This is a genomic window from Micromonospora solifontis, from assembly GCF_003725545.1.
In the GTDB taxonomy this organism is placed as follows: Bacteria; Actinomycetota; Actinomycetes; order Mycobacteriales; family Micromonosporaceae; genus Micromonospora; species Micromonospora solifontis.
This window is the reverse complement of record NZ_RJLN01000065.1, coordinates 1-23,531: the sequence shown is the minus strand read 5'-3', so window position 1 is coordinate 23,531 and position 23,531 is coordinate 1. Positions and strand designations below refer to the sequence as shown.

General features: G+C 72.7%; 22 protein-coding genes and 1 pseudogene. 17 read left to right on the top strand and 6 right to left on the bottom strand.

Annotated features, from left to right (window positions below; all coding sequences use genetic code 11):
* Positions 1 to 23: 23 nt before the first annotated feature.
* On the bottom strand, positions 24 to 641 hold the full coding sequence (locus EFE23_RS20325; protein WP_199737153.1) for a TetR/AcrR family transcriptional regulator: 618 nt from the start codon (positions 639 to 641) through the stop codon (positions 24 to 26).
* Positions 642 to 738: 97 nt separating this feature from the next.
* Here EFE23_RS20325 and EFE23_RS20320 point away from each other — a divergent pair, with 97 nt between their 5' ends.
* From EFE23_RS20320 to EFE23_RS20280, 9 genes are all read left to right on the top strand, one after another.
* Entirely contained in the window at positions 739 to 1,737 is a 999-nt protein-coding gene (locus tag EFE23_RS20320; RefSeq protein WP_199737152.1) for a hypothetical protein, read from the top strand.
* Between the two features lie 57 nt (positions 1,738 to 1,794).
* Complete coding sequence (locus tag EFE23_RS20315; protein ID WP_123242528.1) at positions 1,795 to 2,139, top strand: hypothetical protein; 345 nt, start codon at positions 1,795 to 1,797, stop codon at positions 2,137 to 2,139.
* A gap of 276 nt (positions 2,140 to 2,415) precedes the next feature.
* Positions 2,416 to 3,486, top strand: a complete 1,071-nt coding sequence (locus EFE23_RS20310) for a BMP family lipoprotein (RefSeq protein ID WP_123242527.1) — start codon at positions 2,416 to 2,418, stop codon at positions 3,484 to 3,486.
* A gap of 141 nt (positions 3,487 to 3,627) precedes the next feature.
* Positions 3,628 to 5,265: an ABC transporter ATP-binding protein gene (locus EFE23_RS20305; RefSeq protein ID WP_123242526.1), complete on the top strand. Its 1,638-nt coding sequence runs from the start codon at positions 3,628 to 3,630 to the stop codon at positions 5,263 to 5,265.
* On the top strand, positions 5,262 to 6,620 hold the full coding sequence (locus EFE23_RS20300; RefSeq protein ID WP_123242525.1) for an ABC transporter permease: 1,359 nt from the start codon (positions 5,262 to 5,264) through the stop codon (positions 6,618 to 6,620). The genes EFE23_RS20305 and EFE23_RS20300 overlap by 4 nt, the downstream gene beginning before the upstream one ends.
* Positions 6,621 to 6,622: 2 nt before the next feature.
* Positions 6,623 to 7,903 carry an ABC transporter permease gene (locus EFE23_RS20295; RefSeq protein ID WP_123242524.1) on the top strand — a complete coding sequence of 427 codons (1,281 nt, stop codon included), beginning with the start codon at positions 6,623 to 6,625 and terminating at the stop codon, positions 7,901 to 7,903.
* A 93-nt stretch (positions 7,904 to 7,996) separates the two neighbouring features.
* The gene (locus EFE23_RS20290; RefSeq protein WP_199737151.1) at positions 7,997 to 8,716 is read left to right on the top strand and encodes a cytidine deaminase; all 720 of its coding nucleotides are present in this window, start codon (positions 7,997 to 7,999) and stop codon (positions 8,714 to 8,716) included.
* Between the two features lie 156 nt (positions 8,717 to 8,872).
* The gene (locus EFE23_RS20285; protein ID WP_123242523.1) at positions 8,873 to 10,153 is read left to right on the top strand and encodes a thymidine phosphorylase; all 1,281 of its coding nucleotides are present in this window, start codon (positions 8,873 to 8,875) and stop codon (positions 10,151 to 10,153) included.
* A gap of 110 nt (positions 10,154 to 10,263) precedes the next feature.
* Positions 10,264 to 10,944 (top strand): DUF4272 domain-containing protein, encoded by a 681-nt coding sequence (locus EFE23_RS20280; RefSeq protein WP_123242522.1) that lies wholly within the window; start codon positions 10,264 to 10,266, stop codon positions 10,942 to 10,944.
* On the opposite strand, the gene EFE23_RS20275 is transcribed toward EFE23_RS20280, so the two are convergent.
* Positions 10,941 to 11,804 (bottom strand): putative RNA methyltransferase, encoded by an 864-nt coding sequence (locus EFE23_RS20275; RefSeq protein WP_123242521.1) that lies wholly within the window; start codon positions 11,802 to 11,804, stop codon positions 10,941 to 10,943. The two genes, EFE23_RS20280 and EFE23_RS20275, sit on opposite strands and share 4 nt — an antisense overlap.
* Positions 11,805 to 12,290 carry a MarR family winged helix-turn-helix transcriptional regulator gene (locus EFE23_RS20270; protein WP_123242520.1) on the bottom strand — a complete coding sequence of 162 codons (486 nt, stop codon included), beginning with the start codon at positions 12,288 to 12,290 and terminating at the stop codon, positions 11,805 to 11,807. It lies immediately after the preceding gene.
* 57 nt (positions 12,291 to 12,347) lie between these two features.
* On the opposite strand from EFE23_RS20270, the gene yczE reads away from it, so the two are divergent.
* Genes yczE through EFE23_RS20250 form a run of 4 tightly spaced genes read left to right on the top strand, consistent with a single transcriptional unit; the run spans position 12,348 to position 15,066 of the window.
* On the top strand, positions 12,348 to 12,977 hold the full coding sequence (yczE, locus tag EFE23_RS20265; RefSeq protein WP_123242519.1) for a membrane protein YczE: 630 nt from the start codon (positions 12,348 to 12,350) through the stop codon (positions 12,975 to 12,977).
* Positions 12,965 to 13,534: an NADPH-dependent FMN reductase gene (locus EFE23_RS20260; RefSeq protein WP_123242518.1), complete on the top strand. Its 570-nt coding sequence runs from the start codon at positions 12,965 to 12,967 to the stop codon at positions 13,532 to 13,534. Before yczE ends, EFE23_RS20260 begins: the two co-directional genes overlap by 13 nt.
* Positions 13,531 to 13,944 (top strand): PPOX class F420-dependent oxidoreductase, encoded by a 414-nt coding sequence (locus tag EFE23_RS20255; RefSeq protein ID WP_123242517.1) that lies wholly within the window; start codon positions 13,531 to 13,533, stop codon positions 13,942 to 13,944. Before EFE23_RS20260 ends, EFE23_RS20255 begins: the two co-directional genes overlap by 4 nt.
* A 45-nt stretch (positions 13,945 to 13,989) precedes the next feature.
* On the top strand, positions 13,990 to 15,066 hold the full coding sequence (locus EFE23_RS20250; RefSeq protein WP_123242516.1) for an adenosine deaminase: 1,077 nt from the start codon (positions 13,990 to 13,992) through the stop codon (positions 15,064 to 15,066).
* On the opposite strand, the gene EFE23_RS29055 is transcribed toward EFE23_RS20250, so the two are convergent.
* Positions 15,067 to 15,408: a hypothetical protein gene (locus tag EFE23_RS29055; RefSeq protein WP_233601080.1), complete on the bottom strand. Its 342-nt coding sequence runs from the start codon at positions 15,406 to 15,408 to the stop codon at positions 15,067 to 15,069. It abuts the gene before it with no gap.
* Positions 15,409 to 15,868: 460 nt separating this feature from the next.
* On the opposite strand from EFE23_RS29055, the gene EFE23_RS20240 reads away from it, so the two are divergent.
* The 4 genes from EFE23_RS20240 (at position 15,869) to EFE23_RS20225 (ending at position 20,945) form a co-directional block, all read left to right on the top strand.
* Positions 15,869 to 19,471 carry a sensor histidine kinase gene (locus tag EFE23_RS20240; RefSeq protein ID WP_123242514.1) on the top strand — a complete coding sequence of 1,201 codons (3,603 nt, stop codon included), beginning with the start codon at positions 15,869 to 15,871 and terminating at the stop codon, positions 19,469 to 19,471.
* Entirely contained in the window at positions 19,468 to 19,872 is a 405-nt protein-coding gene (locus tag EFE23_RS20235; RefSeq protein WP_013731521.1) for a roadblock/LC7 domain-containing protein, read from the top strand. Before EFE23_RS20240 ends, EFE23_RS20235 begins: the two co-directional genes overlap by 4 nt.
* A gap of 100 nt (positions 19,873 to 19,972) precedes the next feature.
* The gene (locus EFE23_RS20230) at positions 19,973 to 20,350 is read left to right on the top strand and encodes a DUF742 domain-containing protein (RefSeq protein ID WP_123242533.1); all 378 of its coding nucleotides are present in this window, start codon (positions 19,973 to 19,975) and stop codon (positions 20,348 to 20,350) included.
* Position 20,351: 1 nt separating this feature from the next.
* Entirely contained in the window at positions 20,352 to 20,945 is a 594-nt protein-coding gene (locus EFE23_RS20225; RefSeq protein WP_091669966.1) for a GTP-binding protein, read from the top strand.
* A 129-nt stretch (positions 20,946 to 21,074) separates the two neighbouring features.
* On the opposite strand, the gene EFE23_RS20220 is transcribed toward EFE23_RS20225, so the two are convergent.
* Together EFE23_RS20220 and EFE23_RS20215 are read right to left on the bottom strand one after the other, a co-directional pair.
* The gene (locus tag EFE23_RS20220; protein ID WP_233601079.1) at positions 21,075 to 22,271 is read right to left on the bottom strand and encodes an ABC transporter substrate-binding protein; all 1,197 of its coding nucleotides are present in this window, start codon (positions 22,269 to 22,271) and stop codon (positions 21,075 to 21,077) included.
* A 160-nt stretch (positions 22,272 to 22,431) separates the two neighbouring features.
* A pseudogene (locus tag EFE23_RS20215) lies at positions 22,432 to 23,531 on the bottom strand (transposase); the annotation flags it as partial.

Genomic DNA, 23,531 nt, shown 5'->3' with positions numbered 1-23,531 from the left:
GGTCTTCCATCACCGGGAGACCACTACTGCCGTGCTCGAGCACGATCATGCCGGCCGGCCAGGAGGGCGCGGACGCCGGCGAGGTAGGTGGACCGGTCGGGGGAGCCGGTCAGGATGCGCTGCATGAAGTAGCCGGGAACCAGGCCGAACAGGGCCGTGCCGACCGCGTCCGGGTCGGCGTCCGGGGACAGTTCGCCCCCGTCCCGGGCGCGGCGGGCGATCGCCACGAAGTGACCGCGGAAACGGGCGTACGTCGCCGCGACGAACTCGGCGAGCGCCCGATCCCGCTGCGCCTCGCTCCACACCTGGATCGCCAGCGGCAGCATGCCGTCGGGCCCGGTCTGCGCGTCGACGTACGTCAGCGCCCGGTCCAGCGCCTCGGCCAGCGGCAGGGGCGGCTCGACGGCGGCCAGCTCGGCGAAGACGCCGTCCGCTCCGCCGATGACAGCCTGCGCGATCGCCGTGATCAGGTCGTTCTTGCTCGGGAAGTAGCGGTAGACCGCGCCGACCGAGAGCCCCGCCTCGGCGATCACGTCCTGCATCGAGGTGTTGTGGAAGCCGTCGCGGAGGAAGCAGCGGCGCGCCGCGTCGAGGATCTGCTGCCGGCGGGCCGCCCGGTGTTCTTCCGATACGCGTGGCATGCCGCACAGTGTAAAACGAACGTTCGTTCTTGACTCCGGAGCCGCCAGGGCGCAGTCTCCAATTAAAGAGAATGAGCGTTCGTTTTAGGAGGCGATGATGTCGTCCCGGATCCGATCCCCGTGGTTGCTCGCCGCCCTGCTGGCCGTGCTGACGGTCGGCGTGCAGGCCCTGCTCGTGCCGTTGTTCGCCGCCCCGGCGGCCCACCTCGCGCCGCGCGAGCTGCCGATCGCGGTCGCCGGTCCGGCCCCGGCCGCGACCCAGCTGGCCGGCCGGCTCGCCGCCGCGCGTCCCGGCGCGTTCGACGTGCGGACCCTCCCGGACGGTGCGGCCGCCGACCGGGCGCTGCGCGACCGGGAGGTGTACGCCGCCTTCGTCGCCGGCCCGGACGGGGTCGCCCTGCACACCGCCCCGGCTGCCAGCCCCACCGTGGCCGCGCTGCTCACCGAGGCCGCGGCCCAGCTCTCCGCCGGCCGCCCGGTGCCGGTGGTGCAGGTCGTCCCGGCCGACCCGGACGACCCGCGCGGCGCCGGGTTCGCCGCCGGCTTCCTGCCGCTCGCGCTGACCAGCATGCTGGCCGGGGCGTTGCTCGTCCTGCTGGTCGCCCGCCGGAGCGCCCGGTTGGTCGGGCTGTTCGGCTACGCCGTTCTCGCCGGCCTGGCCGGGGTCGCGGTGCTGCACGGCTGGCTCGGCGTCCTGGCTGGCGGCCTGTGGCGCGAGGCGGGGGCGATGGGCCTGTTCGCCCTGGCCACCGCGGGCACCGTGGCCGGCCTCGGGGCGCTGTTCGGCCGCCCCGGCGTCGGGCTCGGCGCGCTGCTGGTCTTCCTGGTCGGCAACCCGCTCTCCGCGGTCGCCGCCGCACCCGAGCTGCTGCCGCGGCCGTGGGGCACGGTCGGACAGCTGCTGCCGGTCGGGGCCGGCGGGACGCTGCTCCGGTCGGCCGCCTTCTTCGACGGGGCCGGCGGCGCCCGGTCCCTCAACGTGCTGGCCGGATACGCGGTGGTCGGGCTGGTGCTGGTGCTGCTGGGGCGGTGGTCGGCGGCACCGGCCGCCCGCGCGACGGCCGTCACGGAGCGGCCGGCTGAGATCACGGTATGACAGCAGCTCGGCGGGCCGTCTACTACAAATCGTCGTTGATAGGGGAGGATGGCCCCCATGGAAGCTCTTCGGCTGATACTGCTCTATGTCCACCTGATCGGGTTCGCGCTGCTGCTCGGCGGCGGGATCGCCCAGTACGTCACCGGCCGGCTGCGGATCAACGCGGCCATGCTCTGGGGGGCGATCATCCAGGTGCTCACCGGGCTCGGGCTGTCCGCCCCGCTGCGCGACCCGGACGACGAGCCGGCACCGGCGAAACTTGTTACCAAGTTGGTAATCGCCCTGCTGATCTTCGTCATGGTCTTCTTCTCGCGTAAGCGGGAGTCCGTGAGCCGCGGTCACTTCCTTGCAATCATCGGGTTGACGCTGCTCAACGCGGCGGTCGCGGTCTTCTGGCGGTAGCGCCGGGAGCAGGGGAGGGGCTGGGAAAAGGGACGTTCGCGACACCTCCGGTGGAGGGCGGTCGGCACGGAAAGTGACGTGCCCCACGCAAGGGTTACGTAGGGGTAACGGACGCTCAACAGTCGTGCACGATTGTCGGCCGGTGGGTGGGCGCGGGCGTACGCTCCCGTCCGTAACGTGGGACGCCGGCGGCACACCGCAGGCCGGCGCAAGGGCTGCCACCGCGCACGACGCGGTGTGCAATGGGAAGGAGACGTCTTGCGCTCTGTGCGTGGGATGCGGATCGCCTCCGCGATCGTGGCGGGTGGCCTCGTGCTGGGTGCCGCCGCCTGTGGCGAGGCCCCCAAGGACGACAAGAACGCCGGCGGCACCGGCGGCAAGAAGTTCAGCGCCTGCATGGTGACCGACGTCGGTGGCATCGACGACAAGTCCTTCAACACCTCGGCCTGGAAGGGCCTTCAGGAGGCGAAGAACGAGAACGACAACATCGACATCAAGAACGTCCAGTCGAAGGCCGAGGCGGACTACGAGGTCAACCTGACCGGGTTCGTCAACCAGAAGTGCGACTTCATCCTGGCCGTCGGTGGCCTGATGTCGGACGCCACCAAGAAGGCCGCCCAGGCGAACCCGAAGCAGCAGTTCGCCATCGTCGACTCGAACCCGGGCCTGGACAACATCTACCCGATGCAGTTCGACACCGCGCAGGCCGCCTTCCAGGCCGGTTACCTCGCCGCCGGGATGAGCAAGACCGGCAAGGTCGGCACCTACGGCGGTCTGCCGATCCCGCCGGTGACCATCTTCATGGACGGCTTCGCCGACGGCGTCGCGTACTACAACAAGGCCAAGGGCAAGAACGTCCAGGTCCTCGGCTGGGACAAGGCCACCCAGAAGGGCTCCTTCACCAACGACTTCGTCAAGCAGGACGAGGGCAAGAAGGTCTCGGACGCGCTGGTCGCCCAGGGCGCGGACATCGTCATGCCGGTCGCCGGTGGCGCCGGCCTCGGCACCACCGCCGCCGCCCAGGCCTCGAACGGCAAGTACTCGGTGATCTGGGTGGACGTCGACGGCTGCGAAAGCACCCCGAACTGCCCGGCGCTGGTGACCACGGTCGTCAAGAACATCCCGGACGCCGTCAAGGAGGCCGTGCTCAAGGCCGCCGGTGGCGAGAAGCTCGAGGCCAAGCCGGGCTTCGTGGGCACCCTGGCCAACAACGGCGTCTCGATCGCGCCGTACCACGACTTCGACAGCAAGGTCCCGGCGGACCTGAAGGCCGAGGTCGACAAGATCAAGGCGGACATCGCCGCCGGCACCATCACGGTCACCTCGAAGGCCCAGCCGACCAAGTGACCGCTCCGCCGGCCGCCGCGGTGAGATCATCGGCAGCGGAGGCCGGCGGGCACCAGGAATGACGACCGGCCGCCCCGGCGCTCGCGGAAGACCTCCGTGGCACCGGGGCGGCCGACTCCGCTCCACCCCAGGCCCGGCTCGGTGGCCGGCGCGGCAGCCGCTAGGCTGCACCATTCGCTCGCACTCCAGGAGGTTGCGCTGAGACTCGAACTGCGCGGCATCACCAAACGGTTCGGTGACCTGGTCGCCAACGACCACATCGATCTGACGGTGGAGCCTGGAGAGATTCACGCCCTGCTCGGCGAGAACGGCGCGGGCAAGTCGACCCTGATGAACGTGCTCTACGGGCTCTACCAGCCCGACGAGGGCGAGATCCTGGTCGACGGCGAGCCGCTGAAGCTGAAGGGCCCCTCCGACGCCATCGCCGCCGGGATCGGCATGGTGCACCAGCACTTCATGCTGGTGCCGGTCTTCACCGTGGCCGAGAACGTCATGCTCGGCGCCGAGCAGGTCAAGGGCGGCTTCACCGGCCTGCTCGACCGGCGGCGCGCGCGGCGGGAGGTCGCCGAGGTCTCCGAGCGGTACAACCTCCGGGTCGACCCGGACGCGGTGATCGAGGACCTGCCGGTCGGGATCCAGCAGCGGGTGGAGATCGTCAAGGCCCTCACCCGCGACGTCGACCTGCTGATCCTCGACGAGCCGACGGCCGTGCTGACCCCGCAGGAGACCGAGGAACTGCTCGCGGTCATGCGGTCGCTCAAGGCGGCCGGCAAGTCGATCGTGTTCATCACCCACAAGCTGGGCGAGGTGAAGGCGATCGCCGACCGGATCACCGTGATCCGGCGCGGGAAGACCGTGGGCACCGCGTCCCCGAGCGCCAGCCGGGACGAGCTGGCCGCCCTGATGGTGGGGCGCAGTGTCCGACTGACCGTCGACAAGAAGGCGGCCCACCCCGGCAAGCCGATCCTGGAGGTCGCCGGCCTGGTCGTCGACGACGACCGGCAGGTGCGCGCGGTCGACGGCGTCGACCTGACCGTGCACGCCGGTGAGGTCCTCGGCGTCGCCGGCGTGCAGGGCAACGGCCAGACCGAGCTGATCGAGGCGATCATGGGCCTGCGGCCGGCGCTCGCCGGCACGGTCACCCTGGACGGCGAGCCCGTGCACGGCTGGTCCACCAAGAAGGTGCTCCGCGCCGGGGTCGGCTACGTGCCGGAGGACCGCAGCGTGGACGGCCTGGTCAAGGAGTTCTCCGTCGCGGAGAACCTGGTGCTGGACATCTACGACCGGCCGCCCTTCGGCAAGGGCCTCTCGCTCAAGCCGGACGCCATCGCGAAGTCGGCGAAGGAGCGGATCGAGCAGTTCGACGTGCGTACCTCCTCGGCGGACGCCGCGGTGGGCACCCTGTCGGGCGGCAACCAGCAGAAGGTGATCGTGGCCCGGGAGCTGTCCCGGCCGCTGAAGCTCTTCATCGCCGCCCAGCCCACCCGGGGCGTGGACGTCGGCTCGATCGAGTTCATCCACAGCCGGATCATCCGCGAGCGGGACATCGGCACCGCCGTGATGGTGGTCTCCAGCGAGCTGGACGAGGTCATCGGCCTGGCCGACCGGATCGCGGTGATGTACCGGGGCCGGATCATCGGCGTGGTCGGCCCGGACACCCCGCGCGAGGAGATCGGCCTGCTGATGGCCGGTATCACCCCGGACACCGCGACCCAGACCCCGACCGAGGGCACCGCGGCCCCGGCCCCCGAGGGCCCTGGCAACGAGGACGAGGCATGACGAACCCGAACCCGGTGTCGGGCTCCCCGGACAAGGAGCCGGCGACCGAGGCGCAGGAGGCGCGGAGCGAGGCCCGGGCGACCCCCGTCGCGCCCGCCGGCGACCCCGAGCGTCCGGTGCCGGCCACCGCGCCGAAGCAGCCCCCGGCCGGGGAGCCCCGCCCCTCGCTGGGCCGGCTGTTCCTGGAGAACCTCTGGGCGGCCAACACGGTCACCGTCACCGTGCTGGCCGTGCTGCTGGCGCTGCTGGTCGGCGCGGTGCTGATCATCGTCTCCGACCCGGAGGTGCTGGCCACCTACAGCTACATCACCGCCCGGCCGTCGGACGCGCTCAACTCCAGTTGGACGGTGGTCAGCGAGGCGTACGCGAACCTGTTCAAGGGCGCGATCTTCGACCCGCAGGCGACCGGCTTCACCGCCGCGCTCAGTCCGATCTCGGAGACGCTCACGTACGCCGCGCCGCTGGTCTTCACCGGCCTGTCGGTGGCGCTCGCCTTCCGCGGCGGCCTGTTCAACATCGGCTCCCAGGGCCAGGCGACCATCGGTGTCATCCTCTCCGCCCTCGTCGGCTTCGCGCTGCCGCTGCCGCCCGGGGTGCACCTGCTCGTCGCGCTGATCGCCGGGGCCGCCGGTGGCGCGCTCTGGGGCTTCATCCCCGGCATCCTCAAGGCGCGGACCGGCGCCCACGAGGTGATCAACACGATCATGCTCAACTACGTGGCGGTCTACTTCCTGTCCTGGATCATCGTGCAGAGCGGGGTGCAGAACCCGAACCGGTCGGACGCGATCAGCAAGCCGGTCGAGTCCTCCGCCCAGCTGCCCCGGCTGCTCGGCGACAACCTGCGGGTGCACGCCGGCATCCTGCTCGCCGTGCTGGTCACCTGGTTCGTCGCCTGGCTGCTCAACCGGTCGACGCTCGGCTTCGAGTTCCGCGCGGTCGGCGAGAACCCGGACGCCGCCCGGACCGCCGGCATCAGCGTCGCCAAGACGTACGTGCTGGTGATGGCGATCTCGGGCCTGCTGGCCGGCCTCGGTGGCAGCCAGATGGTGCTCGGGTCGACCGCGAACGCGCTGACCCCGCTGGTGATCGCGCAGATCGGCTTCGACGGCATCCTGGTCGCCCTGCTCGGCCGGGTGAAGCCGTGGGGCGTGCTGCTGGCCGCGCTGCTCTTCGGCGCCCTCCAGGCCGGCGGCAACCGGATGCAGTCGTACTCCGGGATCTCACTGGAGCTGGTCACCGTGCTCCAGGCGCTGATCGTCATCTTCATCGCCGCGCCGGCCATGGTGAAGGCGATCTTCCAGCTCCGGGCGGCCCGCGCGGCCCGGCTGCAGACGAGCCTCGCGAAGGGCTGGTGAGCATGTCCACCACCGCTGTCCCCGAGGTCGCCGTGACCACGGTCGACGAGGGCTTCTGGACGCGTGCCCGGAAGACCGGCGCCGTCCTGCTGGCGTTGGGCGTGCTCGCGACGGTCCTGTTCGGCGCGCTCGCCACCGGTCAACAGGCCCGCTTCACGCTCAGCGAGACCGAGGGCGGCGCCGCGTTGGAGATCAACGGCACGGTCGGCGCGATCCTGTTCGGGGTCATCGCCGCCGTGGCCGGGGCCGCCCTGCTCGCCGGGGTGCCGAAGCGCTGGTTCACCCTGGTGCTCGGGGTCGGGCTGGTCGGCTTCGTGCTGAGCTTCCTCTGCTGGCAGGTCTCGGCGGCCCCCGACGGCCGCAACTTCATGCCGCTGGTGAACATCGTGCGGGGCACGTTCATCCTGGCCCTGCCGCTGATCTTCGGCGCGCTGGCCGGCGTACTCTGCGAGCGGTCCGGCGTGGTGAACGTGGCCATCGAGGGCCAGCTGCTGATGGGCGCCTTCTCCGGCGCGCTGTTCGGCAGCATCTCCGGCAGCGTCTGGGTCGGCCTGGTCGCGGCCGCGATCGGCGGGGCGCTCATCTCCCTGCTGCTGGCCGTCTTCGCCATCCGCTACCTGGTCGACCAGGTGGTCATGGGCATCGTGCTCAACCTGCTGGCGGTCGGCGTCACCGGCTTCCTCTACGAGCGGCTGATGCAGACGGACGCGACGAAGTACAACAGCGCGCCGCGGTTCAGCAACTGGGAGATCCCGCTGCTGAAGGACATCCCGCTGATCGGTCCGGCGCTGTTCCGGGGCAACATCTTCCTCTACCTCGGCCTGCTGCTGGTGCTGGTCATCCACATCGCGCTGTTCCGTACCCGGTGGGGGCTGCGGACCCGGTCGGTGGGCGAGCACCCGACCGCCGCCGACACCCTGGGCGTGAAGGTGCTGCGGCTGCGCTACCGCAACGTGATCATGGCTGGTCTGGTGGCCGGCGTGGGTGGCGCCTCGTACACCCTGGCGCTCTACTCCTTCACCAAGAACATGATCGGCGGTAAGGGCTTCATCGCCCTGGCCGCGCTGATCTTCGGCCGGTGGAGCCCGACCGGCGCGCTGCTCGCAGCGCTCTTCTTCGGCTTCGCCGACCAGCTCGCCACGTACCTGGGCGCCATCGGCAGCAGCATCCCGAGCCAGTTCCTGGCGATGCTGCCGTACCTGGCGACGATCCTGGCCGTGGCCGGCCTGGTCGGCAGGGTCCGGGCACCCGCCGCCGACGGCAAGCCGTACATCAAGGGCTGACCGCCCGCGACGCAGCGTGCCCGGTGGGGAGACCCGCCGGGCACGGTCGTCTCCGCAGCTGCGACCGCGACCGATCAGCGTGAATTGGGCAGAATGGGGGACGTGATGGAAATCGACTGGGAGCGGCTGCGGGCCGCCGCCACCGAGGTGATGCGGCACGCGTACGTGCCGTACTCGAAGTTCCCGGTCGGGGCGGCCGCCCTGGTCGACGACGGCCGGGTGGTGGTCGGCTGCAACGTGGAGAACGCCGCGTACGGGGTGGTCCTCTGCGCCGAGTGCGGCGTGGTCTCCTCGCTGCACGCCACCGGCGGCGGCCGGATCGTCGCCCTGTCCTGCGTCGACGCCACCGGGGAGCCGCTGATGCCCTGCGGCCGGTGCCGGCAGCTGCTCTGGGAGCAGGGCGGCCCGGAGTGCCTGATCGAGGCGAAGGGCGGCCCGCTGCGGATGGCCGAGCTGCTGCCGCACGCCTTCGACGTGGCCGACCTGGAGGCGGTGACCGGCGAGCAACCGGTGCCGGTGGTGCCGGACCGGCTAGCGGCCTGGCGTGGCCGGGGCACCGTCTTCGTGCACCCGGACCTCTCGGCCGGGCGGCAGGTCTGGACGGCCTACTGGGAGCGGTCGGCCGGGGACACCGAGGGCGCCGAGACCGGCGTGCTGGAGGAGGGCCCGACCTGGGACGACCCGGCCGAGGCGGTCACCTGGGGCCTGGCCCGGACGCCGCGGGTGGTCGTGGTGGACGCGTCGGGCACCATCTTCTGGGCCGGCGAGGGCGAGCCTCCGTTGGAGATTCCGGTTCGCTGGTCCGGTGGCTGAGCTTGGGGGACCGGGCCTGCCGTGCCCGGCTCCGGGCGGTCAGGCTTGATCCCTCCGCCGGTCACGGCAGGCCCGATCCCTCGGTGGTTGGCCTTCGTCGTGCGGGCGCGGCTGGTGTCCGACGCGCGTGATTGATCTATTGATGGGAACTCAAAGGTGAGTGCTTTTACGGCGGTTGACGTCATCCGGACCAAGCGGGACGGTGGCGTGCTGAGCGACGGGCAGATCGACTGGGTCGTCGACGCGTACACCCGGGGGCTGGTGGCCGACGAGCAGATGTCGGCGCTGGCCATGGCGATCCTGCTGCGCGGCATGAGCGCGTCGGAGATCGCCCGCTGGACCGCCGCGATGATCGCCAGCGGCGAGCGGCTGGACCTCTCCCCGGTGTCCCGGCCGACCGTGGACAAGCACTCGACCGGCGGCGTCGGCGACAAGATCACCCTTCCGCTCACTCCGCTCGTCGCGGCCTGCGGCGCCGCCGTGCCCCAGCTCTCCGGGCGCGGCCTCGGGCACACCGGCGGCACCCTGGACAAGCTGGAGTCGATCCCGGGCTGGCGGGCGGCGCTCAGCAACGACGAGTTCATCGCCCAGCTCCGCGACGTCGGCGCGGTGATCTGCGCGGCCGGCGAGGGGCTCGCCCCGGCCGACCGCAAGCTGTACGCGCTCCGCGACGTCACCGGCACCGTCGAGGCGATCCCGCTGATCGCCAGTTCGATCATGAGCAAGAAGATCGCCGAGGGGACCGGGGCCCTGGTGCTCGACGTGAAGGTGGGCTCCGGCGCGTTCATGAAGAACGTCGACGACGCCCGCGAGCTGGCCCGGACGATGGTCGAGCTGGGCAAGGCGCACGGCGTGCGGACGGTCGCCCTGCTGACCGACATGTCCACCCCGCTCGGCCGGACCGTCGGCAACGCGGTCGAGGTGACCGAGTCGCTCGAGGTGCTGGCCGGCGGCGGCCCCGCCGACGTGGTGGAGCTGACCCTGGCGCTGGCCCGGGAGATGCTGGCGGCGGCCGGCCTGCCGGACGCCGACCCGGAGGCGGCGCTGCGGGACGGCCGGGCGATGGACGCCTGGCGGACGATGATCCGTGCGCAGGGCGGCGACCCGGACGCCCCGATGCCGAGCGCCAACGAGGTCGAGGTGGTCCGCGCGACCGAGGACGGCTACGTCGCCGGGATCGACGCGTACGCCATCGGGGTGGCCGCGTGGCGGCTGGGCGCCGGGCGGGCCCGCAAGGAGGACCCGGTCAGCATCCCGGCCGGTGTGGTGCTGCACAAGCGCCCCGGCGACCCGGTACGCGCGGGCGAGCCCCTGTACGAGCTGCGTGCCGAGCACGCCGAGCGGATCCCGGCCGCGCTCGCCGAGGCGGAGCGGGCGGTGCGGATCGCGCCGGACGCCCCGGCCGGAACGCCGCTGGTCATCGAGCGGGTCAGTTGATCTTTCCGGTCCGGGCGGGCCATGGTGCCCGGCCCGCCCGGACCGCTATTCTGCCTGGCCAGGGGGGACGACCGGCGATGAGCCGATGCGAGCAGACAGGGACCTGAGCCGTGCGCGTACCCGCCCCCGACCCCCGGGCCGTCCGTGAGGCGAGCCTCGACGAGCTGTCCCGGCTGGGTCTGCCGCTGCCGCCGCCGCAGTTTCCGCTGGTGTGGGAGCCCGGGGACGAGATCGAGCTGCGGCCCACCGCCGAGATCGAGGCCCGGATCGCGGTGCTGCACCTGATCCTCGCCCGGTGCTTCGGGATGCCCCCGCAGGCGGCGATGAGCTGGCTGCTGGAGTCGCACCTGGTCGAGACGGTCACCCCGCCGGAGTGGCAGTTCGTGATGGGCGGCAAGGGTGACCACCGCTCCTTCGTGCTGCACCACGACGCGCTCTTCTCGCTGGCCTGGGTGCTCGGGCTGACCAAGGAGCTGGATCCCACGGTGCCGGTGGACGAGCGGCTGGTCGAGCGGATGCCGAACCTGGTCGCCGGGGAGACCTTCCCGCAGTGGCGGGCGCGCATCCTGGCCGCCCCGCAGCATCCGGGCGACGCCGCCGCCCTGCTGGACCTGCACTACTGCCTGGACTGGGCGTACCTCGAGTCGGAGCGGGCCGGCCGGGCGCTGCCCGGGCTGGTGGACGCGAACGCCATCGGGCAGCGCCGGTGGGCGCTGGAGTGGGCGGTGGTGCTCCGCGGGCCCTACCACGACGAGCCGCCGGGCTGGGAAGAGGTCGACCTCTCGACCTAGCGCGGCCGGTGCACGCCGAGCCGGACGGCGACGGTAACCGGCACCGGCTCGGGCAGCGCGGCGATCCGTTCGGCGAGCCGGGCCGGGTCGGCATGCCAGGCGCTGGGTCCCATCCCGACCAGGGTGGCCACCTCGGTCCGGGTCAGCGCCGGCCGGGCCCGGTGCACCACGGTCGACTCCTCGGTGAAGTGTCCGCCCAGGCTGCCGGCGACCCGGTCCGCCTTGGCCGGGTCCACCCGCAGCAGGTCGAGCGCGTCCACCAGCTCGGCGAGATGGTCCTCGGCGGGGGTGACCACCAGCAGCGCGCCCGCCGGGTCGAGGACCCGGTGGAACTCCGCGCCGTTGCGCGGTGCGAAGACGTTGAGCAGCACGGCGGCACCGTGGTCGGCCAGCGGGAGCCGCTGCCAGGTGTCGGCCAGCGCCGCCGCCGCGCGCGGATGGGCCCGGGCCGCGCGGCGCAGTGCCGGCTTGGAGACGTCCAGGGCCAGACCGACGGCGTCGGGGAGGGCCGCCAGCACCGCCGCGAGGTACCAGCCGGTGCCCGCGCCGGCGTCCACCACCAGCGGGTACGGAACGGCCCCGTCGCCGCGGGCGGTGGCGTCCGCCGCGGCGGCGGCCAGGGCGGCGGCGACGGCGGCGTAGTGGCCGGCGGCGAGGAAGTCGGCGCGGGCGGCGACCATCTCCGCGCTGTCCCCGGTGTGCGGGGCGCGACCGGCGAGCAGGTTGACGTACCCCTGCCGGGCGATGTCGAAGCTGTGCCGGCGCGGGCAGCGCAGCGCCCGCGCGGTGCCGGCGGCGGCCTCGGCCAGCGGTTCGCCGCAGACCGGGCAGCGTAGCCGGGCCAGGATCCGGGGGTCCATCTAGCCCTCCGCCCGGCCGCGCCGGCGGTGGTCGCCGGCGAGGTGGTCGACCACCCGGTGGGTCAGCGCGCCGAGCGCCTCGATCTCCTCGGGAGTGAGCAGATCGATCAGGTGCCGGCGGACGGCGGCGACGTGACCGGGGGCGGCGGCCTCGATCGCCTGCCGGCCGGCCGGGGTGAGCGCGACGACCGAGCCCCGGCCGTCGGCGGGGCACTCCTCGCGGGTGACCAGGCCACGCTGCTGCATCCGGGACAGGTGGTGGGAGAGCCGGCTGCGGGACCAGAGCATCCGGTCGGCCAGCTCGCTGAGCCGCAGCCGCTGGTCCGGGGTCTCGGAGAGGTCGGAGAGGACGTCGTAGTCGGGCTCGGAGAGGCCGGCGTCCTGCGTCAGTTCCCGGGCCAGCTCCAGATCGAGCAGCCGACGCATCCGGCGGTACCCGCGCCAGGCCCGGTCCTCCCGCTCGTCCAGCCAGCGTGGTTCCTCCATGCGCCGATCCTACCCCAGTTGTTGACATGTCATCCAAACCGCCCTACGGTCGATGACATGTCAACCAACTTGCCGGGACGGCTGGTCCGGCTCCTGTCCGGCCTGGCGCTCTTCGGCGCCAGCGTGGCGCTGATGGTCCGCGCCGACCTCGGGCTGGGGTCCTGGGACGTGCTGCACCAGGGCCTCGCCGCCCGTACCGGACTGCCGATGGGAGTGCTGGTCAACGGCGTGGCCGTGGCGGTGCTGCTGCTGTGGATCCCGCTGCGGCAGCGGCCCGGCGCCGGCACCGTCGCCAACGTCGTGCTGGTCGGGCTGGCCCTGGACGCGGTCCTGGCGCTCCTGCCCCCGGTCGGGTCGCTGGCCGTCCGGATCCCGCTGCTGCTCGCCGGGATCCTGCTCAACGGGGTGGCCACCGCCCTCTACCTCGGCGCCCGGCTCGGCCCCGGCCCGCGGGACGGCCTGATGACCGGCCTGGCCGGGCTCGGCCTGCCGATCGGCCGCGCCCGCACCTCGATCGAGCTGGTCGTGCTCGCCGCCGGCTGGCTGCTCGGCGGCACCGTCGGGCCCGGCACGGTGCTCTACGCGGTCGCCATCGGCCCGCTCGCCCAGTTCCTCATCCCTCGACTCGCCGCGCCGGCCCCCGGCCGCGCCGTCCCGACAGGAGTGACCCCGCCATGCCCCGCCTGAACGTGATCGTCGCCAGCACCCGCCCCGGCCGGGTGGGCCGGCGGATCGGTGACTGGTTCACCGCGGCCGCCGTCCGCCACGGCGGCTTCGACGACGTACGCCTGGTCGACCTCGCCGAGGTCGGGCTCCCCTTCCACGACGAGCCGTACCACCCCTCGGAGGGGACCTACCTGCACCGGCACACCCGGGAGTGGAGCGCCACCACGGCCGCCGCGGACGCCTTCGTCCTCGTGATGCCGGAGTACAACTACGGCTTCAGTGCGCCGCTCAAGAACGCGATCGACTACCTGTACCACGAGTGGCGCCACAAGCCGGTGGGCTTCGTCAGCTACGGCATGACCTCCGGCGGCCTGCGCGCGGTGCAGATGATCAAGCAGGTGGTCACCACCTTGAACATGGTCCCGGTCAACGAGGCGGTGACGGTCTTCCTGCGCCAGGCGCTCGACGAGGCCGGCGAGCTGCTGCCGGACCCGGGCCGCGAGACGGCCGCGGAGCTGATGCTCGACCAGCTCGCCCGGCTGGCCGCCGCCCTCGCGCCGCTGCGGGTGGCGGCATGAGCGAGCGGCTGTGGGAGCTGTTCGGCGAGCGGGGGCGCGGGGTGCTGGTCACCCTGCGCCGGGACGGCCGCCCGCAGCTGTCGAACCTGGACTACCTGGCCGAGCCGGGGCTGATCCGCTGCTCCACCACCGGCGACCGGGCCAAGGTGCGCAACCTGCGCCGCGACCCGCGGGCCAGCCTCCACGTCACCACCCCCGACGGCGGGGCGTACGCGGTGGCCGAGGGCGTGGTGACCCTCACCCCCGCGGCGGCGGCCACCGACGACGCCACGGTCGACGAGCTGGTCGAGGTCTACCGCCGGATCCGGGGTGAGCACCCGGACTGGGCGGACTACCGGGCGGCCATGGTCGCCGACGGCCGGCTCGTGCTCCGCCTCGCGGTCGAGCGGGTGTACGGCTGGCGGCCCTGACCGGTCCCGTGCCGCGTCCGTACCCGTGGTGACTAGGGTCTGGACATGGTCGCAATCTCGTACGAGGACATCGTCAAGGTCCCGAAGGCGTTGCTGCACGACCACCTCGACGGCGGTCTGCGGCCGGCGACGATCGTGGAGCTGGCCGCCGAGGTCGGCCACGAGCTGCCCACCACCGACGCCGAAGCGCTGGGCCGCTGGTTCGTCGACGCGGCGAACTCCGGTTCGCTGGAGCGCTACCTGGAGACCTTCGCGCACACCGTGGCGGTGATGCAGACCGCGCCGGCACTGCGTCGGGTCGCCCGCGAGTGCGCCCTCGACCTGGCCACCGACGGCGTGGTCTACGCCGAGGTGCGGTTCGCCCCCGAGCAGCACCTGGAGCAGGATCTCACCCTCGATGAGGTGGTTGACGCGGTGGTCACCGGCTTCCGGGAGGGCAGCGCGCTGGCCGCCGAGGCGGGTCACCCGATCCGGGTCGGCACGCTGCTGACCGCGATGCGGCACGCGGCCCGGTCCCAGGAGATCGCCGAGCTGGCCGTCCGGCACCGGGACACCGGGGTGGTCGGCTTCGACATCGCCGGGGCGGAGGCGGGTTTCCCGCCCACCCGGCACCTGGACGCCTTCGAGTACCTCCAGCGGGAGAACTTCCACTTCACCATCCACGCCGGCGAGGCGTTCGGGCTGCCGTCGATCTGGCAGGCGATCCAGTGGTGCGGCGCGGACCGGCTCGGCCACGGCGTCCGGATCGTCGACGACATCACCCCGGGGAACCCGCCGGTGCTGGGCCGGCTGGCCGCGTACGTCCGGGACAAGCGGATCCCGCTGGAGCTGTGCCCGTCGTCGAACGTGCAGACCGGGGCGGCGGCCTCGATCGCCGACCACCCGATCGGGCTGCTCCGCGACCTGCGCTTCCGGGTGACGGTCAACACCGACAACCGGCTGATGAGCGGCACCTCCATGTCCCGGGAGATGGCGCTGCTGGTGGACGCCTTCGGCTACGGCTGGAAGGAACTCCAGTGGTTCACCATCAACGCGATGAAGAGCGCCTTCATCCCGTTCGACGAGCGCCTGCGGATCATCGACGAGGTGATCAAGCCGGCGTACGCCAAGGTGATCGGCTGATCAGGAGTGCGGGTGCGGGTGGCCGGCGAGCAGGGCCGCCACCCGGCGCAGCACCTCGCCGGCCCGGGCCGCCTCGGCACCCAGCCCGGTCTGCCGGCGCAGCACCGCCGGCTCCGCGCGCAGCAACGCCACCCCGCGGCGGATCAGCACCCGGGGCGCCTTGCGCTGCTCGGCCAGATCCCGGGCGAGCCGGCGGATGAAGGTCGCCCCGCGCGGCCGGCGGAGCGCGTACGCCCCGGCGAGTAGGCCGCGGCGCCGGCACTCGGCGACGATCTCGGCCGCGAAGATCCCTTCGGCGACGAAAAATGGCGAATCGGTGACGTCGAATGGCCGGGTGGCCACCCGCCGGTCTGCGCCGATCGCATAAACCGGCACTTCGGCCTTGCCGTCCCGGGCAAGTCGGGCAATGGTGTCCACCGCTGCGTCCGCGTCCCAGGACAGCGGGGACTCCCAGTCCACCTGTCCGTTTCGACGCGGACACGTAGGGTCATCGCCGTCCTTGTAGAAGTCGTCCAAACAGAGCACCGGGAGTCCGGTTCGATGGGCAATGTACGACTTTCCGGAGCCGGAGGGTCCGGCGAGCAGGACGACGCGGTGACGATGTGCCATTACTTTGAGTGACTCCGGCCAGACGGATTGCTATCAAATTGCATCAACATCTCATCACACCGTCCGCGAGGGACAACCTGGGCTTTCTCTTTGCGAGGCGGCGTGATGGAATCTCGGAGGTCCGACCCGCCGGGTCGGTCGCTCGGCGTTGCCCAGAGGCGACGTCCGTACGCGGTAATGCGAGGGCGGTGACGTGAGCAAACGGCCAACGACGGCGGGCTCCTTCCTGTCGCGTCTGCGCCGGCCGGCCAGCCGGCTCCGCGACATGCCGATCTGGTCCAAGCTCGGTCTGATCATGATCGTGCCGACCATCGCCACGGTCGTGGTCGGCACCAGCGGTCTGGTCGACCACCTGCAGACGCTCAACAATGCCAACCGGGCCGGCAACCTGGCCAACCTCATCGGCTACTCCGGTGACCTGGTTGACACACTGCAGGACGAGCGGGTCGCGGCGGTGCTGTGGTTGGGTGCCAACAACGGCACCACCAACGCACAGAAGACGCAGCAGAACGCCCAGTACCAGGAGGCCTTCAACCGGGCCAACCAGCGGGTGGACCAGGCGAAGACGCCGTACTCACGGCAACGGCTCGAGATCGACAACCTGCCGAGAAACTTCGAGGCGCTGCTCGACCAGATCGACGAGAGCCTCTCCGACCTGCCGGGCACCCGCAGCCAGGTGCTCAACGGCAAGCTGACGATCAGCGACGCGGAGAAGCTGTACCAGGGTCTGATCGACAACCTGCTCTCGGTCCGCGACTCGTCGACCCAGCTCGCCGGCGACAACGACCTGAGTGACCGGATGCGGGCCGCCGCGGCGGTCGCGCGGCAGAAGGAGTGGCTCTCCCGGCGCCGCGTGGTGGTCCACCAGGCGCTGGTGCAGAAGAACCTCAACCCGGTCCTGCGCGACGACTTCATCGCCACCGGCACCGGCCAGTCCCAGGCGCTGCAGAGCTTCAAGGCGGTCGCCAACCAGGCCGACGCGGAGTTCTACGACCAGGTCGTGTCCGGCTCGGACCTGCGCGAGTCGACGGCCTACCAGGACGAGATCAAGACCAAGACCACGATCACCGGCAGCCTGGCCGGGCTCAAGTTCGGCCCGGACCAGTGGGACGCGGCCATGGTGGCCAACGCCAAGCTGATCCGTACGGTGGAGTCGCGGCTTGACGGCAACTCGGTCCGCAAGGCCGAGGAGCTGCGGAGTGACACGCAGCGCCAGGTCTTCCTGGAGACCGGCCTGCTGCTGACCATGCTGCTGCTGGCGATCCTCTTCGCGTACCTGGTCGCCCGCTCGATGGCCCGCTCGCTGCGCGACCTGCGCCAGGGCGCCCTCTCGGTGGCCCAGTACGGCCTGCCGCAGGCGGTGGCCCGGCTGCGGGACCCGCAGGTCACCGGTCAGCTCTCCCCGGTGCAGCTGGCCAACCAGATCGCCGAGCCGCTCCCGGTCCGCAGCAAGGACGAGTTCGGCCAGGTGACCGAGGCGTTCAACGCCGTCCACCTGGAGGCGGTCCGGACCGCGGCCGAGCAGGCCGCCCTCCGGGCGTCCGTCGCGACGATGTTCGTCAACCTGGCGCGCCGGTCCCAGATCCTGGTCGACCGCCTGATCGGTCACCTCGACCGGTTGGAGCGCGGCGAGGAGGACCCGGATCGGCTGGCCGAGCTCTTCCAGCTCGACCACCTGGCCACCCGGATGCGCCGCAACGACGAGAACCTGCTGGTCCTCGCCGGTGCGGACTCCACCCGTGTGCAGCGTGAGCCGGCCGCCCTGATCGACGTGCTCCGCGCCGCCCAGTCCGAGGTCGAGCACTACACCCGGATCGAGTTCGGCGTGATCGACCGGGACATCGAGATCGCCGCGCACGCGGTCAACGACCTCGTGCACCTGGTCGCCGAGCTGTTCGACAACGCCACCGCCTTCTCCCCGCCGGACTCGCACGTCATGGTGGAGGCCCGGCGGGTGGGCGACCGCGCCTCCCTCTACGTGGAGGACCGGGGCATCGGCATCGGCCCGGAGCAGCTGCGCGAGCTGAACGAGCGGCTCGCCACGCCGCCGCAGGTGGACGTGGCGGTCTCCCGGATGATGGGTCTGGTCGTGGTCGCCCGGCTGTCGTCCCGGCACGGCGTCAAGGTCGAGCTCCGGCCCGGCGCCGACCGCGGTACGGTCGCCGACGTCACCCTGCCCCCGTCGGTCCTGGTGCCGCGCGCCCTCTCCGGCCGGGGCCCGCAGGCCCTGCCGGCCGCCAACACCGGCCCGCAGCAGAGCGGTCCGGCCCCGGCGTTCGGCGCCCTCGCCGCCCTCGGCAACGGCCCGCACGGCCCGGGCACGCCGCCGGCCCCGCGCCCCGGCGCGTCCGGCAACCAGGTCACCCTCGGCGGTCGCGCGTTCGACCCGGCGCAGCGCAACGGCGCGGGCACCCCGGCCGCGCCGCGCTCGATGCCGGCCTGGTCGGACCTCACCGGCGCCGGCGCACTCGGCGGCGACGCCTTCACCCCGCGGCCGTCCAACGGCCAGCCGATCGATCCGCTGCCGCAGCGGCGCCACCCGGCCGAGGGCGACCCGGCCACCACCGGTCAGCAGCCGCCCATCCCGCGGCAGCTGCCGAGCAGCCCGGAGGCGCGGCCGTACAACCCGCCGCCGGTGTCCGCGCCACCCGTGCCGCCGGTCTCGGCGCCGCCGCTGCCGCCGATCTCCGGCGTCCCGATGTCCGCCTCGCCGGTCTCCGGCCAGCCCGTTTCCGGTCAGCCGGTGTCCAGCCAGCCGTATTCCGGCCAGCCGTACTCCGGTCAGCCGTACTCCGGTCAGCCGTACTCGGGCCAGCCGGTGTCGGCGTCGCCCGCTCCGGGCCAGCCGGTCTCGGTGCCGCCGGCGAGCCAGGTTCCGCCGCGTCCGCAGGCTGGGCCGCCCGGCGTGGGCGCGCCGCCGGTCTGGCCGCCGGTCGCCTCGCCGGACCCCGCCGCCCCCGCGGTGCCGGACCGCCTCGCGGCCGGCCTGGACATGACCACCGAGCTGCCGCGGGTGACCCGGCCGGAGACCCCGCCGGCCGTCACGCCACCGGCCGTCAGCCGGCCCGCACCGGCACCGGCACCGGCGCCGGCACCGGCACCGCGGCCGACCCCGCAGCAGGCGGGCAACCGCCAGCGGTACGCGGACGAGACGATGGAGCTGCCGATCTTCCGGGAGCTGGAGTCGGCCTGGTTCCGCACCCGTCGGCCCGGCCCGAACGAGGAGGCCGCCGCGGCCCAGGCCGCGGCGACGAACGGCGCCGCGACCCAGCAGTTCGCCAAGGTCGACGCCACCGGTCGGGCCGTCCAGCAGACACCATCCGCAACGACAGGTAACACGCCGATGGCACACAACCCGGCGGCCGGCGGAGCGCCGCGCGACGACGGAGCGGCGAACGCGGGCGGGCGCCCCGGTTACGCCGAGGCGCTGCCCAACCGGCGGCCGCAGCCGCAGTCCGCCGGCTGGCAGACCGTGGCCGACGACGGCTGGCGGGCCGCCACGGCCGCCACCGAGGTCCCGGTCGCCGAGACCACGCAGAAGGGCCTGCCCAAGCGGACCCCGATGGCGCAGCTCGTGCCGGGTGGCATCGACAAGCCGTCCACGTCGGTGCAGCGCCGGACGCCGGAGGGTGTCCGGGGCCTGCTCTCGGCCTACCATCGGGGCGTGCAGCGGGGGCGTAACAACCCGTCCGACAGCAACTCGGCCGGCTCGGAGGCGACTCCGGACGGTCAGCAGTCCTCGCAGTCTGGCTCAGGCCCGTTGGCCGGGAGCGGGCAGAAGGAGCAACAAGGATGACTAGTACGCAGGATCTCGGATGGCTGCTCGCCAACTTCGCCGACCGGGTGCCCGGAGTGGCGCACGCGGTCGCGGTCTCCGCCGACGGCCTGCTCCTCGCTTCGTCCCGTGACCTTCCGCGGGACCGCGCGGACCAGCTCGCGGCGATCGCGTCCGGCCTGGTCAGTTTGACCCAGGGCGCGGCCCGCTGCTTCGAGGGCGGGGCGGTGCTGCAGACCGTCGTGGAGATGGACAACGGATTTCTGTTCCTGATGTCCATCTCGGACGGCTCGTCGTTCGCGGTCCTCGCCGCGCGCAGCTGCGACGTCGGGCAGGTCGGTTACGAGATGGCCCTGCTCGTCGACCGGGTGGGCGATGCCCTAACCCCACAGCCGCGTACGGCTGTGGGGATGATGGGCTGAATGACGCGCTGACCGGTGGGTCAGGAGCGGAAACAACTACAACATCGACGATTGCCACCGGGTCGAGCCGGTGCCGGGTACGAGGGAGGTGAGCGGCGACATGGCCGATCGTGACGAGCCGACCGGAGCGTTGGTCCGTCCGTACGCTGTGACCCGCGGTCGTACCCGCCCCCGGCTGGAGATCGCCCTGGAGGCGCTCGTCGAGACGACGGTGCGCGGTCGCGCCGTTGCCACTGGCAACGGCGGTCAGGGCCGTGAACACCAGTACATCGCCGCGCTGTGTGACGGACGCGTGCAGTCGCTCGCCGAGATCGCGGCGCGGATGCAGCTTCCGCTCGGCGTGGCCCGGGTGCTCATCGCCGACATGGCGACGGACGGCCTGGTCGCGGTCCACGAGCCGACCATCCTGGACGACTCCGACGACGCGGTGGGCACTGAACTGCTGGAGAGGGTGCTGAGTGGACTTCGCAGGCTCTGACATGTCGCACCGGCCGCCGGCCCCGAGCGGGCGCGTGACGTCGGCGAAGATCGTTATCGCCGGTGGATTCGGCGTCGGCAAGACGACGCTGGTCGGCTCGGTCTCGGAGATCACGCCGCTGACCACCGAGGCGATCATGACCTCCGCCGGGGTGGGCGTCGACGACACCCGGCAGGTGCCGGGCAAGACGACGACCACGGTGGCGATGGACTTCGGTCGTATCTCGATCGACCGTGACCTGATCCTGTACCTGTTCGGTACGCCGGGTCAGACGCGGTTCTGGTTCATGTGGGACGAGCTGGTGCGCGGTGCCATCGGCGCCGTCGTGCTGGTCGACACCCGCCGACTGGCGGACTGCTTCGCCGCCATCGACTTCTTCGAGCACCGGCGGCTGCCGTACCTGGTGGCCATCAACTGCTTCGACGGGATGCAGTACCACGACCCGCAGGATGTCCGGGACGCGCTGGCGATCTCGAGCGACATCCCGGTGGTGGCCTGCGACGCCCGGAACCGGGAGTCGACCAAGCACGTGCTGATCTCCCTGGTCGAGTACGTGCTCACCATGCGGCGCTCGCGGGCGGTCGCACCCGCCTGACCGGCGACGGGAAGCGCCCGGTGACCAGTGGTCACCGGGCGCTTCGTGCTGTCCTCAGGTCGGCCCCGCCCGGACGACGGCGGCCGCCCGCGGGCCGGAGTGTCCGCCGCGGACGGCCGGTGTGGACGGTCAGGACCAGGGTGCCCAGCTGCCCCGGCTGACCACGTAGACGCCGAGCGAGTCGGGCGCCATGCCGCCGTGCCGGATCGGGGCGAAGGCGTACGCGCCGGCGATGCCCTCGGTCACCTGGGTCTGCAGGTACGCCCGCAGCCGTCCACGGTCGACGCTGCTGGCCGACCGTGCCGCCGAGGCGAGGAGCTGCAGGGCGTCCGAGGCGTACGGCGCGAAGCCGCTGAACGTGCCGTGCCGCTGGAGGTAGCGGAAGGTGAAGTCCCGGCGGGCCATCTGGGCCGTGGTGGTGGCGGTCAACGTGGAGTTGGCCAGGCAGGACGGGTGCACGGCGTACGCCCCCTCGACCGCGGCGGCGTTCCGTGGAGCGAGGGTGTCCTCGGCGACCGCCCCCGAGTCGAAGAAGAGCGGCCCACGGTAGCCGGCCCGGCGCAGTTCCCGGGCCGCGTTGCCGGAGTCCGGGGCGGTGGCCCAGATGATCACCCCGTCCGGCTCCACGGCCGCCGCCCGCTGGGTGGCGGAGGCGAAGCCCTGGCCACCGGCGGAGAGCCGTACCGTCCGCCTCAGCTCCACACCGGCGGCGCGCAGCGCACCCCGCACCGCCCGTACGCCCGAGTCCCCGTGCAGGCCCTCGACGGCCAGCAGCGCGACCCGGCGTACCCGCTGCGACTCGATCAGCTGCGCCATCCGGCGGGCCACGTCACCGGCGTCCGGCGTGAGCTTGTAGACGTACGTCCGCTCGGCCAGCGGCAGCACGATGTCGTCGCAGGTGCCCAGGGACAGGAACGGCACCCGGAGCTGCTGGGCCACCCCGACGATGGCCATGGACGTCTCGGCGAGGGTGCCGCCGACCAGGGCGTGCACCTGGTCCTGCCGGGTCAGCTCGGCGGCGTGCCGCGCGGCCAGCCGGGGGTCGCTGCCGTTGTCCCGGATCTCCAGCCGCACCGTGCGCCGCAGGTTGCCGACCGGGAAGCCGGAGACGTTCAGCGACTCGGCGGTGAGCTCCAAGGCGTTGCGCTGGAGTACGCCCAGCGCGGCGCCCCTGCCGGTCAGCTCGAGGCTGGCCCCGACCACCAGTTCCTGGCCGCCCGGTGCGGTGCTGCTCGCCGCGTCGTCCGGTCGCTGGCCCGGCTGGCCGCACGCGGTCAGCAGCAGGGTGCTCGCCGCTGCGGCGAGCACGCCGCGACGGGTGAACACGGAGGAGTCGAATGCCGGTGTCGCCAATGGAGCCGCCTTCCCACCCCGGCGACGCCCGCCGCCGGCTGTTCCGCCGGGTATGCTCCCGGCCGGCGCGACCGGGCGTCAAATTATCCCGGTGTGGGCAGGAACACGCAGGTGGAAAGCCGGACGACTCCGATCAGGACCGGTAACCGGCGGAACGGAACTCGTACTCGCGGTCGTCATCGCGGTCGCCGGTGTCCCGGCTGAAGTCCCAGCCGCCGGCCGCTTCCCGGCCGGGGCGGCCACCGACGGCGAAGCCGCCGATCTCCTGGCCGCGCCGCCAACCCCGGAAGTATCCCGTGGTGTTCTCGGCGAGGCTGGCCGCGTTCCGGACGATCCGCAGTGGACGTTCGTCGCGCAGCGGCGAGCCCGGCACCAGGTTGGCCTGCGGCACCCGCTTCGGCAGGCCGGCCTTGGTCTCCGCGCCGACGGCCGGGCTGGCCAGCTGCGAGGCCGCCTGCCAGCCGCTGTCCGCGGTGCTCGACCAGTCGAGGTCGGCGTCCTCGCCGTGCCCGACGAACCAGGCGGACTTCGCCTGCGCGAAAATCAGCAGGTCACCGTCGCCCTCGTCGGAGACCGGCGGCGGCCGGTGCTCCTTGGGGGCGGGACGTCGCTCCAGTGGGGCGGGCGCCTCGGCGCGGGGCGCGGGCCGGCCGGAGCGGTCGCCACCGTCCCGATCGACCAGCCGCAGCGACGGAGTCTCCAGGCCCGGGTCGGTCGGCGGGTCGAGCTTTTCGCGCAGGGCGCGGTCGGCCAGCGGCGGCGGCTCCACCAGCCGCAGCATCGGCGGCTCCTGCGGCAGGTCGTCCGCGAGCCACGGCGGGGTGACCCGGCCCGGGTCGCTGGGCGCGTCGACGCCGTGGCCGCCGTACCCGTAGCTCGCCGGCGCCTCGTTGGCCCGGTCGTCCTGGTCGTCGGCGTTGTTGACCAGCGGCCAGTTGGCCCGGGAACCCGGGGGAGCGGCCTCCTGGCCGGGCCGCGGCGCCGGCACCGGAATGCTCAGGTCGGTGGCGCTGAAGCCACCGGTCGGCGGCTCCGGCGGGGTGGTCTTGGGCCGCGGCGGGATGATGGTCCGCTGCCGCTCGGCCCGGGCGCTGTTGATCGCGGCCGTGGTGAGCGTGGGGCGGAACGGCTCGCCGGCCTCGGCCGGCGGCACGGTGCCGCGCTGGGCCGGGGCGATCGGGGTGATCCCGGGCGGCGGCGGGGGCGGCGCGGAGATCGGCCGGTTGGTCGGCA

What these genes read in the sequence shown, in the direction of transcription:
- EFE23_RS20295 (WP_123242524.1), top strand. Translation starts at nt 6,623, where the DNA reads ATGTCCACCACCGCTGTCCCCGAGGTCGCCGTGACCACGGTCGACGAG.
- EFE23_RS20255 (WP_123242517.1), top strand. Translation starts at nt 13,531, where the DNA reads ATGAGCGAGCGGCTGTGGGAGCTGTTCGGCGAGCGGGGGCGCGGGGTG.
- EFE23_RS20270 (WP_123242520.1), bottom strand. Translation starts at nt 12,290, where the DNA reads ATGGAGGAACCACGCTGGCTGGACGAGCGGGAGGACCGGGCCTGGCGC.
- EFE23_RS20320 (WP_199737152.1), top strand. Translation starts at nt 739, where the DNA reads ATGTCGTCCCGGATCCGATCCCCGTGGTTGCTCGCCGCCCTGCTGGCC.
- EFE23_RS20315 (WP_123242528.1), top strand. Translation starts at nt 1,795, where the DNA reads ATGGAAGCTCTTCGGCTGATACTGCTCTATGTCCACCTGATCGGGTTC.
- EFE23_RS20310 (WP_123242527.1), top strand. Translation starts at nt 2,416, where the DNA reads ATGCGGATCGCCTCCGCGATCGTGGCGGGTGGCCTCGTGCTGGGTGCC.
- EFE23_RS20300 (WP_123242525.1), top strand. Translation starts at nt 5,262, where the DNA reads ATGACGAACCCGAACCCGGTGTCGGGCTCCCCGGACAAGGAGCCGGCG.
- EFE23_RS20260 (WP_123242518.1), top strand. Translation starts at nt 12,965, where the DNA reads ATGCCCCGCCTGAACGTGATCGTCGCCAGCACCCGCCCCGGCCGGGTG.
- EFE23_RS20235 (WP_013731521.1), top strand. Translation starts at nt 19,468, where the DNA reads ATGACTAGTACGCAGGATCTCGGATGGCTGCTCGCCAACTTCGCCGAC.
- EFE23_RS20290 (WP_199737151.1), top strand. Translation starts at nt 7,997, where the DNA reads ATGGGGGACGTGATGGAAATCGACTGGGAGCGGCTGCGGGCCGCCGCC.
- EFE23_RS20275 (WP_123242521.1), bottom strand. Translation starts at nt 11,804, where the DNA reads ATGGACCCCCGGATCCTGGCCCGGCTACGCTGCCCGGTCTGCGGCGAA.
- EFE23_RS20225 (WP_091669966.1), top strand. Translation starts at nt 20,352, where the DNA reads ATGTCGCACCGGCCGCCGGCCCCGAGCGGGCGCGTGACGTCGGCGAAG.
- yczE (WP_123242519.1), top strand. Translation starts at nt 12,348, where the DNA reads ATGTCAACCAACTTGCCGGGACGGCTGGTCCGGCTCCTGTCCGGCCTG.
- EFE23_RS20230 (WP_123242533.1), top strand. Translation starts at nt 19,973, where the DNA reads ATGGCCGATCGTGACGAGCCGACCGGAGCGTTGGTCCGTCCGTACGCT.
- EFE23_RS20250 (WP_123242516.1), top strand. Translation starts at nt 13,990, where the DNA reads ATGGTCGCAATCTCGTACGAGGACATCGTCAAGGTCCCGAAGGCGTTG.
- EFE23_RS20325 (WP_199737153.1), bottom strand. Translation starts at nt 641, where the DNA reads ATGCCACGCGTATCGGAAGAACACCGGGCGGCCCGCCGGCAGCAGATC.